At 41.5% G+C, this 14,720-nt stretch carries 10 protein-coding genes and 1 riboswitch; of the genes, 2 read left to right on the top strand and 8 right to left on the bottom strand.

All coding sequences use genetic code 11. From position 1 onward, the window contains the following. Positions 1 to 13: 13 nt before the first annotated feature. The 5 genes from ABFG93_RS12010 to ABFG93_RS11990 all read right to left on the bottom strand — a co-directional run bounded on the left by ABFG93_RS12010 (position 14) and on the right by ABFG93_RS11990 (position 7,907). Entirely contained in the window at positions 14 to 1,876 is a 1,863-nt protein-coding gene (locus tag ABFG93_RS12010; protein ID WP_347548271.1) for a cation:proton antiporter, read from the bottom strand. 392 nt (positions 1,877 to 2,268) lie between these two features. Beyond that, positions 2,269 to 4,431 carry a DNA topoisomerase III gene (locus ABFG93_RS12005; RefSeq protein ID WP_347548270.1) on the bottom strand — a complete coding sequence of 721 codons (2,163 nt, stop codon included), beginning with the start codon at positions 4,429 to 4,431 and terminating at the stop codon, positions 2,269 to 2,271. Positions 4,432 to 4,548: 117 nt separating this feature from the next. Then, on the bottom strand, positions 4,549 to 5,451 hold the full coding sequence (locus ABFG93_RS12000; protein ID WP_347548269.1) for an HD-GYP domain-containing protein: 903 nt from the start codon (positions 5,449 to 5,451) through the stop codon (positions 4,549 to 4,551). A 100-nt stretch (positions 5,452 to 5,551) separates the two neighbouring features. Then, complete coding sequence (locus ABFG93_RS11995) at positions 5,552 to 6,034, bottom strand: hypothetical protein (protein ID WP_347548268.1); 483 nt, start codon at positions 6,032 to 6,034, stop codon at positions 5,552 to 5,554. A gap of 208 nt (positions 6,035 to 6,242) precedes the next feature. After that, positions 6,243 to 7,907: a glycoside hydrolase family 13 protein gene (locus ABFG93_RS11990; protein ID WP_347548267.1), complete on the bottom strand. Its 1,665-nt coding sequence runs from the start codon at positions 7,905 to 7,907 to the stop codon at positions 6,243 to 6,245. 208 nt (positions 7,908 to 8,115) lie between these two features. Next, positions 8,116 to 8,217: riboswitch (purine riboswitch) on the top strand. Between the two features lie 68 nt (positions 8,218 to 8,285). Between ABFG93_RS11990 and ade the strand changes: the two genes are divergently transcribed. Continuing rightward, a complete protein-coding gene (gene ade, locus ABFG93_RS11985) occupies positions 8,286 to 10,010 on the top strand; it encodes an adenine deaminase (RefSeq protein ID WP_347548266.1) in 1,725 nt (574 codons plus the stop codon). A 35-nt stretch (positions 10,011 to 10,045) separates the two neighbouring features. Here ade and ABFG93_RS11980 read toward each other — a convergent pair whose 3' ends face one another. Beyond that, positions 10,046 to 11,209 (bottom strand): iron-containing alcohol dehydrogenase, encoded by a 1,164-nt coding sequence (locus tag ABFG93_RS11980; protein ID WP_347548265.1) that lies wholly within the window; start codon positions 11,207 to 11,209, stop codon positions 10,046 to 10,048. Positions 11,210 to 11,276: 67 nt separating this feature from the next. Further along, positions 11,277 to 12,248: a Gfo/Idh/MocA family protein gene (locus tag ABFG93_RS11975; protein WP_347548264.1), complete on the bottom strand. Its 972-nt coding sequence runs from the start codon at positions 12,246 to 12,248 to the stop codon at positions 11,277 to 11,279. 173 nt (positions 12,249 to 12,421) lie between these two features. Here ABFG93_RS11975 and ABFG93_RS11970 point away from each other — a divergent pair, with 173 nt between their 5' ends. After that, positions 12,422 to 12,907 carry a CarD family transcriptional regulator gene (locus tag ABFG93_RS11970; protein WP_347548263.1) on the top strand — a complete coding sequence of 162 codons (486 nt, stop codon included), beginning with the start codon at positions 12,422 to 12,424 and terminating at the stop codon, positions 12,905 to 12,907. 233 nt (positions 12,908 to 13,140) lie between these two features. Here ABFG93_RS11970 and gntK read toward each other — a convergent pair whose 3' ends face one another. Further along, positions 13,141 to 14,682 carry a gluconokinase gene (gntK, locus tag ABFG93_RS11965; RefSeq protein ID WP_347552823.1) on the bottom strand — a complete coding sequence of 514 codons (1,542 nt, stop codon included), beginning with the start codon at positions 14,680 to 14,682 and terminating at the stop codon, positions 13,141 to 13,143. Positions 14,683 to 14,720: the final 38 nt, after the last annotated feature.

Here is a 14,720-nt window from a genome sequence, read left to right as displayed (position 1 = left end):
GATCCCTTATCTTTTATTTCACATTTTCAGTCTTCTCGTCATTGCGCTGTTTCTCTAGTTTTTCACGAATACGGTTAAACTCTTTACTCGGTGGCATCAAGCTAACAATAACATCGCCTGCCTCGGCTTTGGTCTGTGAATCATGTGCAAAGAACTCAAGTGCTCCAGAAGGTTTCTTAACAAAAAGCATGATCGTCTCGTCATCTCGTTCTTCAAGATACTTATCATACCTGTATTGCTGAGTAATGTTTGTCTTCCTAAAGACATAGCCACTCTCAACCTTTCGATTAAGACTTTCCCATGTGGCTCCTTCCTTAAATGCGATACGTCCACCGATTGTATGGACAAGCTCTTCAAGGTCATCGCCTCGGTCGTTTCGTAGGCTAAGTTGGAAGAGGTTATTACGTCCTATTTCAGGAACAAATGTTGTACATACAAGTGCATTGTACGAATCAAGCTCGGTTGCCGCAATCATATACTCATAAGGTGTAAGATCCAAACGGTATTCCGTTTGCTCAGACAATATTTCCCCTCTATAAAACGGAACTCCTGCTTTTCTTGTAGTTAGCAGTCTCTGCCATGAAGAATCCGTTATTAATACCGGAATCTTGAGTTCTTTTAGCGTTTTGGAAAGTGCGGTAGAGAACGTACTCCCCCCAACAATTAGAACACCCGGTTGCCCATCGCTCGCAAGGTTAAGCTTTTCTGCTGTCCAGCGAATGGAGAATCCATGAACCACTACTGTTGCGAAAACAAGTGCGAACGTCAGCGACATAAGAATCTTTGCATCATCAAATCCGGCATCAATCAATACACTGGCAAAGTAACTTGCTACCGTTAACGCTACAATTCCTCGTGGTGCAATCCATCCTACTAGCATCTTTTCCTGCCAGGATAAATCAGTTCCAATTGTTGATAACCAGATCGATAGAGGTCTAACTACTAAAAGCATCAGCAGAACGAACGCAAGAATTTGCCAGTGGAAGATTTCAAGCAACGTATCAACCGAAAGTGAAGCTGTTAGCATAATAAATATGGTCGAAATAAGCAATACAGAAATATTCTCTTTGAAATGCCTCATATCATCAATTGATGATATATGCATGTTCGCAAGCGTAATTCCCATTGCAGTTACGGCTAACAACCCAGTTTCGTGAGTGATTTCGTCAGAGAGTGCAAAACAAAGAATAACGACCGCAAACACAACTGGTGATTTCAAGAATTCAGGGACATACCCTTTCTCGAACATCCAGCCAACGCCACGTCCACATAGGAATCCAAGAAGCGTTGCAAAAAGCGAACCAAGGAAAAAGGTTAGAAGAACAGTCAGTGTTGCTTCTTCGACTTTTAGAAATTTAATAATTTCAAATGCAAAGACGGCCAAAAGTGCACCAAGCGGGTCAACAATAATTCCTTCCCACTTTAGGATTTTAGCAGGTCTTGGTTTGAGCTTAGCCTGTCGTAAAAGCGGCAAAATAACCGTTGGTCCTGTTACAATAAATAATCCACCAATTACAAAGGCAACGCCCCATGAAAGGCCAGCGACATAATGAGCGGATAATGAGCCAAGTAGCCAAGCTAGAAAGGCTCCCGCTGTTACAATTCTTCCAACCGGTCTGCCAAGTCCTTTAATTTCACGAAAATCAAGATTTAAACTTCCTTCAAAGAGAATAATGGCTACAGCAATTGATACAAATGGATCAAATAAATCACCAAACACCTCTTCAGGATGAAGCAAGCCAAATATCGGGCCAACGATTAGTCCGATAATGGACATAACTACAATGGCAGGGAAGTGAAAGCGCCAGGCAATCCACTGCGAAAAGATGCCAAGGGCACCAACAAGCATGATATTAAATAAGATCGAATCGACCATGGACAGCCTCCTTCTATGAAACGGATAACTCTTATTTTAATAATCGGTTAGTTATTGTTTCACTATAATCGAATTGAACAGAAATGTTTGAAAATATGCTCACAATTGTAGATATTAGTAAAAAAGAACCTCATTTAAATGAGTTTACACTTTTCTCTTCATAAAGTAATCACTTGAGTGTGTTTGATATGCCGTTATTCTACATGGTTGAACCCCAAACTAGCAAAGATTAGCGCTCATTTCGCTTTTCTATTTCGAAAGCACTGTTATAAAAAAGGTTGATACCCGAATTCAATAACAGCTAATCCATTATACCCTTTAATTATTTTTCTATGACAGAAGTGTTAAAGAGCGACTATGTAAAAGAGAAGCAGGTTTCCCTGCTTCACCCGTTAATTATCTTGATCAAGTTTTAATTTTGCGAGTGCATCGGCAAAAGCTGTATTAACCGGTTCTTCCTTCCCCTGGTTTTTCATGTAACTCGAAACATCTCGCTTCGATGCTTTCGTGTTCTTTTCCTTTTTGCGTCTTTCATTAAAAGATGATAGTTTCTCACGATGACCACACTTACAAATAAAGGTTTGCGCGTCACCTTGTCCGTGAAGGTCAAGCTTTTTCTTGCACTTCGGACATCTCGCATTGGTTACTTTGCTCTTTCCTTTACGATAACCACATTCACGATCCTGACAAACGAGCATCTTTCCTTTTTTATTTTTCACTTCGAGCATTAAATTTCCGCAGTCAGGACATTTCGTCCCTGTCACATTATCATGCTTGTATTTTTTTGTACTGGACTTAATCTTCTTAACTGTTTCATCGGCATAGTTCTTCATTTCTTCAATAAAAGCTTGCTTCGATAGAGACCCTTTTCCGATTGCTTCAAGTTTCTGTTCCCACTCTGCGGTTAAAGCTGGAGACTGAAGCTCATCAGGGACAAGTTCAAGAAGTTGCTTTCCTTTGGATGTAATCGAAAGATCCTTTCCGTTCTTTTCAATTAAAAAGCTATTGAAAAGCTTCTCAATAATATCCGCCCGCGTGGCCACGGTACCCAGACCGCCAGTTTCGCCTAACGTTTTGGCAAGCTTTCGATCATGACCACTGAGGAACTGTCCTGGATTCTCCATTGCAGATAAAAGGGTTCCTTCATTGAAACGAGAAGGTGGATTCGTTTTTCCTTCTGTTCTCGTTAGTGACAAGACGCGAAGCTCCTGCCCATGTTGGAGCTCAGGGAGAATCTCATCATCTTCTTGAGTTTGGTAAACTTCTTTCCAACCTGATGCAAGCACTCGTTTCCCTTTTGCATCAAAACGTTCTTCACCAATCGTCGCCGTAACCGTCACCTGCTCGTACTCAAAAGGAGGATAAAGAGCAGCAATGAACCTCTTCACAATTAGGTCATATACTTTACGGTCTTTATCGCTCAACTCACGAATAACTGGAGTTTGTTCAGTAGGAATTATCGCATGATGATCTGACACTTTGCGATCATCGATTACGTGTTTGCCCGTCTGAATCGGTTTACCAAGCGCTTTTCTAGCCGTTTTTTCGTATGGAGCTACTGCTTCCAATCGTTCTTTCAATGTATCTTCCATGTCTGAAGAAAGATGGCGTGAATCGGTTCTCGGATAGGTAACCAGCTTATGCTGCTCGTACAACCTTTGCGTTGCTGAAAGAGTTTCTTTAGCCGAGAAGCCAAATCGTTTATGAGCATCTCTTTGTAGCTCTGTTAAATCATACAGACCTGGTGAAAAAGTTTTCTTTCTTGCTTTCTTAACATCTGCCACTTTCGCAGGTTTGCCTGAAAGTTTCTTGATGGCATTATCCATTCTCTCCCGATCAAATACACGGGAATCATTCGTTTTCGGATCGCGCCATTTCAATGTAAATCCATCCACAACCGCTGCAAGTCCATAATAACGCTCTGGTACAAAGTTTTTAATTTCCTCTTCACGCTTCGCAATCATAGAGAGTGTGGGGGTTTGCACCCTTCCACTGGATAGCTGTGCATTGTATTTGGTCGTTAACGCGCGTGTCGCATTTAATCCAACATACCAATCTGCCTCTGATCTAGCAGCTGCCGCTTGATACAAATTCTTATATTGTGACGCATCCCTTAATTGTTTGAATCCTTCACGGATTGCTTTATCCGTTACAGATGAAATCCACAGTCGCTTGAGCGGTTTATTCACACGGGCTTTCTCAATAATCCACCGTGCTACTAACTCTCCTTCACGTCCTGCATCTGTTGCGATAATAATCTCACTAACGTCATTTCGGTTCATTTGGGTTTTCACTACGCTAAACTGCTTTCCACTTCTTTTAATAACAACAAGCTTAAGTGGCGCAGGAAGCATCGGCAAATCTTCAAGCTTCCACGTTTTATACGCTTCATCATAAACCTCTGGATCCGCAAGTGTAACAAGGTGCCCAAGTGCCCATGTCACGATGTAACGATCACCTTCAAGAAAACCATTTCCGCCTTTTGTACAATTTAATACTCTTGCAATATCCCGTCCTACGGAAGGCTTTTCCGCAAGAATTAACTGTTTAGCCATGTTACCAATCTCCTCAAGTTTCGTCTCATTTCTTTGTTCTATCATATCAGCTTCAATGTTACACGTGAAACATTTGCAAAAAAAAAAGAAGATGTTAGTCCATCTTCCGCTTCAAAACTATGTTATAACACCATCTTCAATTAACACTTGCTCGAGTGCTTCAACAACTTCTGGTTCATATAAAACACCTGAAAGACGCTTCAACTCACTCATCGCGTATTCCACAGTGTAGGCTTTTCGATAGGAACGGTCGTCTGTCATCGCATCGAAGGAGTCACTCACCCCTATGATTTTAGCACCAATCGTGATGTCATCCCCCTTCAAACCTTCAGGGTATCCAGAGCCATTTAGCCGTTCATGGTGCTGGAGAATGATTTTGCTAATATTCGAAAAATATGTATCCTTAACCATCTCTGCCCCATCAGAAGGATGTTTCTTTACGACTTCATATTCCTCATCTGACAGACTTTCTGGTTTGTTTAAAATTTCTTCGGGGACGTTGATTTTGCCAACATCGTGGAGGATTGATGCAACAATCAGATTATCTATATCTTCAGCGGAAAGATTTATTCTTTTCCCGATTTTTATGCTCATGCTTTGCACACGTTCACTATGTTCTTTTGTATATTGGTCTTTTTCACCAACACTTCTTACTTTCTCTATAAGTTTATAAACATCTTCACTTATTAATCTAAAAGTAGGTTCATTAATTACCCATAACATTTCTGTATCTTCTGCCGCTTGAAAAAATATTAGTTCTGGGATATTTTTCACTGTAAAGTAATCCCCTAGACCAAGAACTAATTCAGGATCCTCACATTTTATTTCACCCTTAAGTATATAAAAAAACTCAAATGCGTCAGGATTTTTCCCAGGATAAATGTAGAAAGCAGTACCTTTATAGATCGAATGTTTCATAAACTCAAGTCCTGAACCTCTCGCTAACAAGCTTAATGCTGCTGACTCCTGTTTTACATTTTCAAGATAACTATTCTTTCTACCTACGTTGAATCCTTTCACAACTTACCCCCCTTGAATGAGGAAACATAAATATATTTATTATATAGTACTTTGGGTATTTAAAAAAAGTGCACCAGAAAACTTGGTACACTTTAAATTATCATGGTCCAATTATTTTAATAGGATCAACCCATACCCATCGATCGGCAATTTGCACATAAACCCATGAGCACTCTGCCTGTATTCCTTCTTTAGCAGCTTCTTTAATCATATCAGCCGTTATTTTGTTTGTTTTCCCGATAAGGTCACCGATCAACTTATCAAGCTCTTCGTTGTATTTAGCCGTTAGTGCAGCTTTTTTTGTTTTCACTTCTTTTTCAAGCTTCGCCAATTCTTCTCCGGACTTTCCATTCCGATGAGCAGCTTCTAGATTTGCTTCCAATTTAGTTGTTTCAAGAGAAAGTTTGGCAACGAGTTCATCTCCTTTAACCTGTGCGGCTAGAATCTCTTCTTCAATCTTAACGTTTGTCTCTTCAATTTTATGTAAAATCTCTTCGTTATTGTTTTCAGCAGCGAACGTTCCTGTGCCCATAAACATAAACATTGCTACCACTGAAAATAGTGCTATGATTACCTTTTTCATTTTTTACCCTCCAAATGAAACTAGTATATAAGAGAATGTAATCAGGACATATCTCCCACTAATCACCACTATACGGTAAATTTTTCAATAAATCTATTCTTTTCATTGTGTTTTTATTCGACATTTTATGTAAATATCTTATTGATTTGTAAGCGTAACCAATAATGCTTAAAGAAGAAGCAGCCAGAAATATCCGGCTGCTTCTAGATTAAGCGCGCTTAATTCGATAAACTCTCGCTTCATATGGCTTTAACTCAACAGAATTCTGAGCATTTTCTTTTACCGTGTAGTTGCTTAGAAGGAGCTGTTCATCATTTAGAATGAATTCTGATTTAAAAACAGCGGGTTCTGTTGATAGATTCGTCATCACCAGCACACCATCTTCTTCTGTTGTTCTTGTGTACGCATAGATTTGCGCATCATCTTCTAACAATAAATCATAGCTACCATAAGTAAATACTAAATTCGCTTTCTTAAGCTCAATCATTTTCTTGTAGAAAGATAGAATAGATTCCTCATCTTGCTTCTGCTTTTCTACATTAATTTCTACATAATTTGGATTGACCTTAATCCATGGTTTTCCAGCTGTAAAGCCTGCATTTGTATCGTCATTCCACTGCATCGGAGTTCTGCTGTTATCTCGTGATGATGCCCAGATCACTTTCATGATCTCATCATGAGACACCCCTTCAGCGCGCTGGATACGATAGCGATTCTTATCTGCTACGTCATCATAGTCTTCTATGGAAGGAAATTGAACGTTCGTCATCCCGATTTCCTGGCCCTGATAAATGAAAGGCGTGCCCTGCATTAAGAAATACATTGCACCCATTGCAGTTGCGCTCTCTCTCCAGTATTCTTTATCATTTCCCCAGGTCGATACAACACGTGGTTTATCATGGTTCTCAACAAATAACGCATTCCAGCCTTTATTTTCGAGCCCTTTCTGCCAGCGAGTTAACACCTTTTTCAGTGAAACAATATCGAGATCAGGGTTTTTCTCCACATCCCAGAGGCCAAGGTGTTCGAATTGAAAAATCATATCCATTTTTCCATCTTTTTCGTCGACCCATTGATCAGCTTCATCGATACTAACCCCATTCGCTTCTCCAACCGTCATTACATCGTAATTTGCATAGGTACGATCTTTAAATTCCTGAAGAAACTCCTGAATGCCTTTTTGATTCATGTGCATGTCAAAAGAAGACACATACGTCTTTTCACTCGGATTTGGCATGTCTGGAAAACCAGGTCGCTTCTTAATATGACTGATTGCATCAATACGGAAACCATCAATGCCTTTATCAAGCCACCAGTTCACTGTGTCATACAGTGCATCACGGACGTCAGGATTTTCCCAATTCACGTCAGGCTGTTTTGTTGAAAAGACGTGGAGATAATATTGATCTGTGCGTTGATCATACTCCCATGCCGAACCACCAAAAATACTCTCCCAGTTGTTAGGCTCATGACCCTCTTTGCCATCACGCCAGATATACCAATCACGCTTCGGATCTTCCTTCGAGGACCGCGATTCGATAAACCACTGATGCTCATCACTCGTATGATTAAGAACAAGATCAATAATTAATTTCATATCACGTTTATGAACTTCGTCAAGAAGCATGTCGAAATCCTTCATCGTACCAAAGTCTTCCATTATATCCTGGTAATCTGAAATGTCATACCCATTATCATCATTGGGAGATTTATACATTGGGCAAATCCAAATCACATCGATACCAAGATCCTTAATATAATCAAGGCGCTGAACGATTCCCTGTAAATCACCTACTCCATCATCATTGGAGTCCTGAAAACTGCGGGGATATATTTGATAGCCTACTGCTTCTTTCCACCATATTTTATTCATGTCTTTACACCCTCATTTATTAGTTAGTTAACAAGTGCAACCGTTTGCTCAATTCTCGATAAAAAAAGCGCTTTCCCTTATGCTATTTAATTCTGCTTACTTGTAGTTTACTTGTAATCGCTTCATTTATCAATATTCTTGTGAAAGTATTTTTTTCTGTAGATCGTATATGCTATTGACGTACAAGGAAGACATCTATAAAATACGCTAATAATATCTGTACTAGGTTCGTATAGTTTTGGAGATATGGTCCAAACGTTTCTACCAAACTACCTCAATTGGTTTGACTACGATGACAGTTCTGGGATTATGAAGTGAATATGTCATCCTCTGTCAGACAATTTTGCTTTACTTGTCTAGATCGAGAGGAGAAAAAATATGGATGAATTTATTAACAGAGTCAAGGTTGCTGGAGGTAAACGGAAAGCTGATCTTGTCATCACAAATGCCCTCATTGTCGATGTGTATAACCTTGAGGTGATCAAAGAAGACATCGCGATTGTAGATGGTGTATTTGCCGGTATCGGATCGTTTGAAGGTGAAAGGGTGATCGACGCAAAAGGAAAATACGTCACACCCTCTCTTATTGATGCCCATGTTCATATCGAGTCGGCGATGGTAACGCCCTCAGAATTTGCTAAAGCTGTGCTCCCCCGTGGTGTAACCGCTGTTGTGACCGACCCACATGAAATAGGCAATGTTTCTGGAGTGGAAGGGATTACCTATATGATTGAGGATTCTGAAAACGTCCCAATGGATATCTTTTTCATGCTACCGTCCAGTGTTCCATCTACCGCTTTTGAAAATTCAGGAGCTACGCTTTCTGCTTCAGACCTCAAGCCGCTCTACGACCACCATCGCGTGCTTGGCCTCGCTGAAGTAATGGACTTCCCATCTGTCGCTAGTACGTCTCCAGCTATGATAGAGAAGCTCCTGGATGCCCTGGGGAAGGGAAAGATAATTGATGGCCATGCTGCCGGACTTGATTCGGGTGCAATAAACACTTATAAATCTGCAGGAATTAGGACAGACCATGAGTGTATGACAGCTGATGAAGCGTTAGATCGCATAAGAAGAGGAATGTACGTGCTAATTCGAGAGGGTTCGGTTGCCAAAAATCTAAAGCAACTTACACCAGCAGTAACAGAAAAGAATGCAAGACGGTTTATGTTCTGTACAGACGATAAACATCTGGATGATTTGATCAATGAAGGAAGCGTCGATCATAATATTCGTTTAGCGATTCAACAGGGAATGGACCCCCTTCTAGCAATTCAGATGGCTACTCTCAATGCGGCTGAGTGCTATGGCCTTAAAACAAAGGGAGCGATTGCACCTGGTTTGGAGGCTGACTTTCTAATACTTGATGACCTGGCTTCTTTCTCTGTTTCCCAGGTATATAGAGCCGGTGAGCTCATAGCGGATAATGGCTCATTAGAAGAGATTCCAAAAACGAGACCGCCAGAATCCATCCTGGATTCAGTTCATATCCCGGAACTAACGCTTGAGCACTTGAAGCTCAATGTTGGAAAAGGGAAAGCACATGTCATCGAGATTGTGCCAAATCAAATTTTAACGAAAAAACTGGTGATTAACGTCGATCAAGACGAGAACGAATGCTTTATCCCCTCTCCACAACAGGATCTGATGAAGCTCGCAGTTATCGAGCGTCACCATCATACAGGCAACATTGGACTTGGCATCGTAAAAGGATTCCAATTTAAAAAAGGTGCTATTGCATCGACAGTTGGTCACGATTCACACAACCTGCTTATTGCGGGGACAAATGACGCTGATATGATCAAAGCGGCTGAAGCGATTCAAGAGATGCATGGTGGTCTTGTTGTTATTCAGAATGAGAACATTATCGGAAAACTGCCGCTTCCAATAGCAGGATTGCTTTCTGATCAGGACTATCACTCTGTGAATAAAGAGCTAGAAGAGCTGGACGCAGCACTGAGAAAAATCGGAGCTCCTACTGACTTCAATCCATTTTTAACGCTCTCCTTTTTAAGTCTTCCTGTCATACCTGAACTTAAACTGACAGACCTAGGGCTGTTTGACGTAGCGGCTTTTAAGCATATTTCAATTTGTGAAGAATAGAAAGAAACAGCATGGCAATTTGCCATGCTGTTTCTTTATAAGGAACGTTTTAAAATATCCCTTACACTTTCACGATCAAGCTCTTTGTATGTTCCAACACCAGGTTTAATGAACGTTTTCTCAATCATTGCCTCGAATTCAGCTTCATCAATCCCGTAATCCAGAAGACGGGATGGTGCACCAAGTGAGTTCCAGAAATCGCGCAGGGCTCTAGCACCCTCTACCGCAATGTCATGATCACTTTTACCTTCAGGTGAAATACCAAAAACATTTACCGCAAGCTGCTTCACCCGAGACGAATCTTCTTCTAACACATGTTCAAGCCAGTTCGGGAAAAGAATCGCTAATCCTCCACCGTGTGGGATATCATAAACCGCTGAAACTGCATGCTCAATGCGATGCGTCGCCCAGTCGCCGCCGTCTGTTCCATTACTTAATGTACCGTTAAAAGCTGTTGTACTAATATACATCATCGTTTCACGATACTCATATGATTCCAGGTTAGCGACTAGCTTTGTTCCTGTCGCAATGGCAGTTCGTAAAAGTGACTCAATAAAGCCATCAATCATCGGGGTGTTGCTCGTGCGATGGAAATAATGCTCAAGGGCGTGTGACATGCTGTCCACAATCCCATAAACCGTTTGATCTTTCGGTACAGAGAATGTATACGTTGGATCCAATACAGAAAACGTTGGGAACACATGCGGTGACCCCCAGCCCAGCTTCTCTTTCGTTTCCCAGTTTGTAATCACCGATACAGAGTTCATCTCAGAACCTGTTGCCGCAAGGGTAAGGACTGTTCCAAAAGGAAGGGCCGATTCAATCGGTTCTTTCTGTGTAATCAAGTCCCATGCTGGCCCCTCATAATGCGCACTAGCCGCAATGGCTTTTGTGCAGTCAATAACACTACCACCCCCAACTGCTAATAGAAAATCAATGCCCTCTCTTTTACAGATAGCTGATCCTTTCTCAACAGTTGTTAGACGAGGGTTCGGCTCAACGCCCGATAGTTCAAAAACTTCGGCATTCACTTTCTCAAGCTCTGCGATGACGGCATCATACACACCGTTTCGTTTAATGCTTCCGCCACCATACACGAGGAGAACTTTAGCACCAGTTTTAATTTCGCCAGTTAGCTTTTCAACCTGTCCTTTTCCGAAATAAAGTCGAGTTGGATTGTATTGTAAGAACGTATTCATAAGACACCTCAATTATCATTAGTCGAGGTTAGTGTAACACATTATCTTCCGTCAAATGTAAGATTACCTATCGCTCGCCAATTTGAATTTCACGCTTTTGTGCTTCCGCCTTATAAGCGGATTCCATTAGCACTGTCAGGTCGAGTGCAAGCGCAATGTTTTCATCTGTGCCTTTATCGTTTTGAATATGATCCACCCACTGTTTAAAAGGCGAAGGACGATCCGCTGGTAGTTCGACCTCTTCCCATTTAGCACTAACTTTCTTTAGAAGCACTTGCTCAGGTGTTCCAAAACAAACAGATCCTTTTGTGCCGTGCACTTCAATTGTGAAGGGTGAGTGCGCATTAACAAATCCGGTTTCTGCTATGCCATACGCTCCGTTCTTATAACCGTATGTGACTACCGCCTGATCCTCAACAGATTTTCCAGTGATATAGCCAAACTGAGCGCTTACAGTATCGGGCATCCCCTGAAACATTCTTGTTAAATAAACTGGATGACATCCGAGATCAATGAGCGCTCCTCCCTGACACTCCTCCTTATTATAGAAATGGGCAGGGAGCCAATCAGCGGTAGCTCCATCATGTGCAAGGCGTACACGTGTCTGAGTGACCTCACCGAGTTCACCCGATTTAATTAGATCCAGGATCGCTTCTGTATAGTCATCATAAACGCGCGGAAGTGAAACAAACAGCTTCACATCAGCCTGTTTAACTACTTCAAGGATTTCAAGTGCTTCCTTCTCTGTCGCTGCTAATACTTTTTCAGTAAAGATGTGCTTTCCTGCTTTGGCAGCTTTAATGATAATGTCCCTATGAACATTCGTCGGTGTATCAATGACAACAGCATTAATATCTTTTCTCGAAAGCAGGTCATCGAGATCACCTATGTACTCAGCCTGTCGATTCTGCGCCTCTCTTCTACCTCTTTCCTCGTCCTCGTCCCAGATTGCTGCGATCGTTGTATCAGAGTGCCGTTCTGCTTCTCTTGCATAATCTTTTGCATGAACATGCCAGAAACTAATCATTCCTATCTTCATTTTGTAAACGCCTCCATTCCCGATCGTATCCCTATTTGTCTTTTATTGTAATCGAGTATGACTCAAACAATCAAACATATGGAATCGGATAAAAAAATCTTTAATTCGTACAAATTAAGTGTTTATGTTATAATAGGAGATGTGCTATAATTTATAAATTTGGGGGTGGGCGCTTGTTTGAGGTAGGCGATAAAATTTTTTATCCCATGTACGGTGCAGGTATAGTCGAAGCAATCGAGGAAAAAGAAATACTGGGCGAAACACAGCTCTACTATATTCTTAATATGCCTTTTCGAGACATACAGGTTATGATTCCAAAAGGTAAAACGGAAAACTTGAAGATCCGTGAAGTGTCGGATGTAAGCACGATGGATGAAGTCCTAACTTCATTTGGTGAAGATGTTGAAGTTGAAGAGCCCAGTGCAAATAGAAACCAGCGTTATCGGGATAATATGAACAAGCTTAAAACTGGAGACATCCACAATCATGTGGAAGTAATCCGTGAGCTCGTTGCCCTTAACAAGAAAAGACCTCTAGGTACTGACGATAAAAAACTACTGGAAAATGCCCAGCAGTTTCTCATAAGTGAAATTGTTCTAACGAAAGATGTAGAGTTAGATCAAGCTACGGTTATTTTAAAAGAAGCGATTAAGCATTAATTTATAGTAAAAGACAGCCTCTCGAGGGCTGTCTTTTTTTGTTGGTTGGGGGGTTAGAGCGGAAGGATCCAGTGCCTGGCGGGTCTTAACGGGAGACTCTGCCTCTTTCCTTGGCCAGCTCCAGTGCCCCAGACCCTCGGTCACTTCACCTTTCAATCTGAACACATAGTACGTGTTCATTTTGTAAGGCTCCAGTGCCTGACGGGTCTTAACGGGGCACTTCCGCTTTTTAGTTATCCCAGCATTTTGTTTTGAAAGTTTGCTATTGCTGTGTATTCATCGTTTAGTTTTCGTGAAATTCTAATGTAAATTGGTAGTAGTTCGGAATAGATTTGGACGTTTTCTTTGTTTGGTTGATGGCTGAATGTGTCCCCTACGAGATCGGATACGATACTGAGGGAGTCAATTTCGCCGAGTGCTTCCATACCAAGCACGATGGCGCCGAGGCAAGAGCTTTCATAGCTTTCTGGTACGGTTACTTCCTGGTTGAAGATATCTGCCATCATTTGACGCCAGAGAGCTGAGCGTGCAAAGCCACCTGTTGCTTTGATTTGCTTTGGTACACCAATTAGTTCTTCAAGTGCAAGTAATACGCTGTATAGATTGTAAATGACACCTTCAAGGACCGAGCGTATCATATGCTCCTTTTTATGGTGCATGGCAAGCCCGAAGAAGCTTCCTCTAGCGTCAGCATTCCATAGTGGTGCACGTTCTCCAGCCAGGTAAGGGTGGAAAATTAGTCCGTCAGAACCGGGACTTACCTGTTCTGCAATTCTTGTTAAGATTTCATACGTATCAATGCCAAGACGTTTGGCGGTTTCTGTTTCAGATGCAGCAAACTGGTCTCGTACCCAGCGGAATGTGATACCACCGTTGTTAACCGGTCCACCAATGACCCATTTGTCTTCCGTAAGTGCATAGCAGAAAATACGTCCTTTTGGATCTGTTACCGGGCGGTCCGTAACGGCTCTTATCGCTCCACTTGTTCCAATCGTTACCGCCACAACACCTGGTTCAATCGCATTAACACCAAGATTTGAAAGAACGCCGTCACTTGCACCAAGAATAAATTTCGTCGATGCATTTAGTCCCGTTTCTTCAATATAGGGGGCTTTTAAACCTTCAACCACGTGAGTTGTAGAAACCGGTTTTGAAAGCTGATCTGCCGATACACCAGCGATTTCAAGCGCCTCTTTATCCCAATCAAGCTGCTCGAGATTAAACAAACCTGTTGCAGATGCAATAGAATAGTCAACAACATATTCATGGAAAAAGCGATAGAAAACATATTCCTTAATCGAAATGAATTTCGAAGCAGATGTAAATAATTCAGTTTCGTCATTCTTCAACCAGACAAGCTTAGCGAGTGGTGACATCGGATGAATTGGTGTACCTGTCCGACGATAAATTTCATGTCCATCCATCTCATTTTTAATTTTTTCTGCCCACTTCGCACTTCGGTTATCTGCCCAGGTGATGCAATTCGTAAGGGGTTTACCTGCTTCATCAACAGCGATCAAGCTGTGCATGGCAGAGCTGAAAGAAACGAATTTCACCTGTTCCGCTTTCAAACGATTGTCCTGTATCACCGTTCGAATCGACTCGACGACGGCCAGAAGAATTTCCTCAGGTTTTTGCTCCGCAGTTGCCGGTGTCGGCGTATATAGTGGATACTCTACATTGTGTTTTGAAACTGGTTTTCCATCCTCTTTATATAGAACGGCTTTCGTACTTGTCGTACCGATATCCACACCAATCATAAATCGTTTGTTCATAGTCATGAGCCATTCCTCCAACATTATTAATATTATGA

The sequence above is a fragment of the Pseudalkalibacillus hwajinpoensis genome, assembly GCF_039851965.1.
Lineage (GTDB): Bacteria > Bacillota > Bacilli > Bacillales > Guptibacillaceae > Guptibacillus > Guptibacillus hwajinpoensis_E.
Note: the sequence above shows the minus strand (reverse complement) of the source record. Positions and strands in the feature narration are given on the sequence as shown.

Bases quoted from the DNA above. Each gene is read 5' to 3' on its own strand.
- ABFG93_RS11990 (WP_347548267.1), bottom strand. From the start codon at position 7,907: ATGAATAAAATATGGTGGAAAGAAGCAGTAGGCTATCAAATATATCCC.
- ABFG93_RS11980 (WP_347548265.1), bottom strand. From the start codon at position 11,209: ATGAATACGTTCTTACAATACAATCCAACTCGACTTTATTTCGGAAAA.
- ABFG93_RS11995 (WP_347548268.1), bottom strand. From the start codon at position 6,034: ATGAAAAAGGTAATCATAGCACTATTTTCAGTGGTAGCAATGTTTATG.
- ade (WP_347548266.1), top strand. From the start codon at position 8,286: ATGGATGAATTTATTAACAGAGTCAAGGTTGCTGGAGGTAAACGGAAA.
- gntK (WP_347552823.1), bottom strand. From the start codon at position 14,682: ATGAACAAACGATTTATGATTGGTGTGGATATCGGTACGACAAGTACG.
- ABFG93_RS11975 (WP_347548264.1), bottom strand. From the start codon at position 12,248: ATGAAGATAGGAATGATTAGTTTCTGGCATGTTCATGCAAAAGATTAT.
- ABFG93_RS12010 (WP_347548271.1), bottom strand. From the start codon at position 1,876: ATGGTCGATTCGATCTTATTTAATATCATGCTTGTTGGTGCCCTTGGC.
- ABFG93_RS12005 (WP_347548270.1), bottom strand. From the start codon at position 4,431: ATGGCTAAACAGTTAATTCTTGCGGAAAAGCCTTCCGTAGGACGGGAT.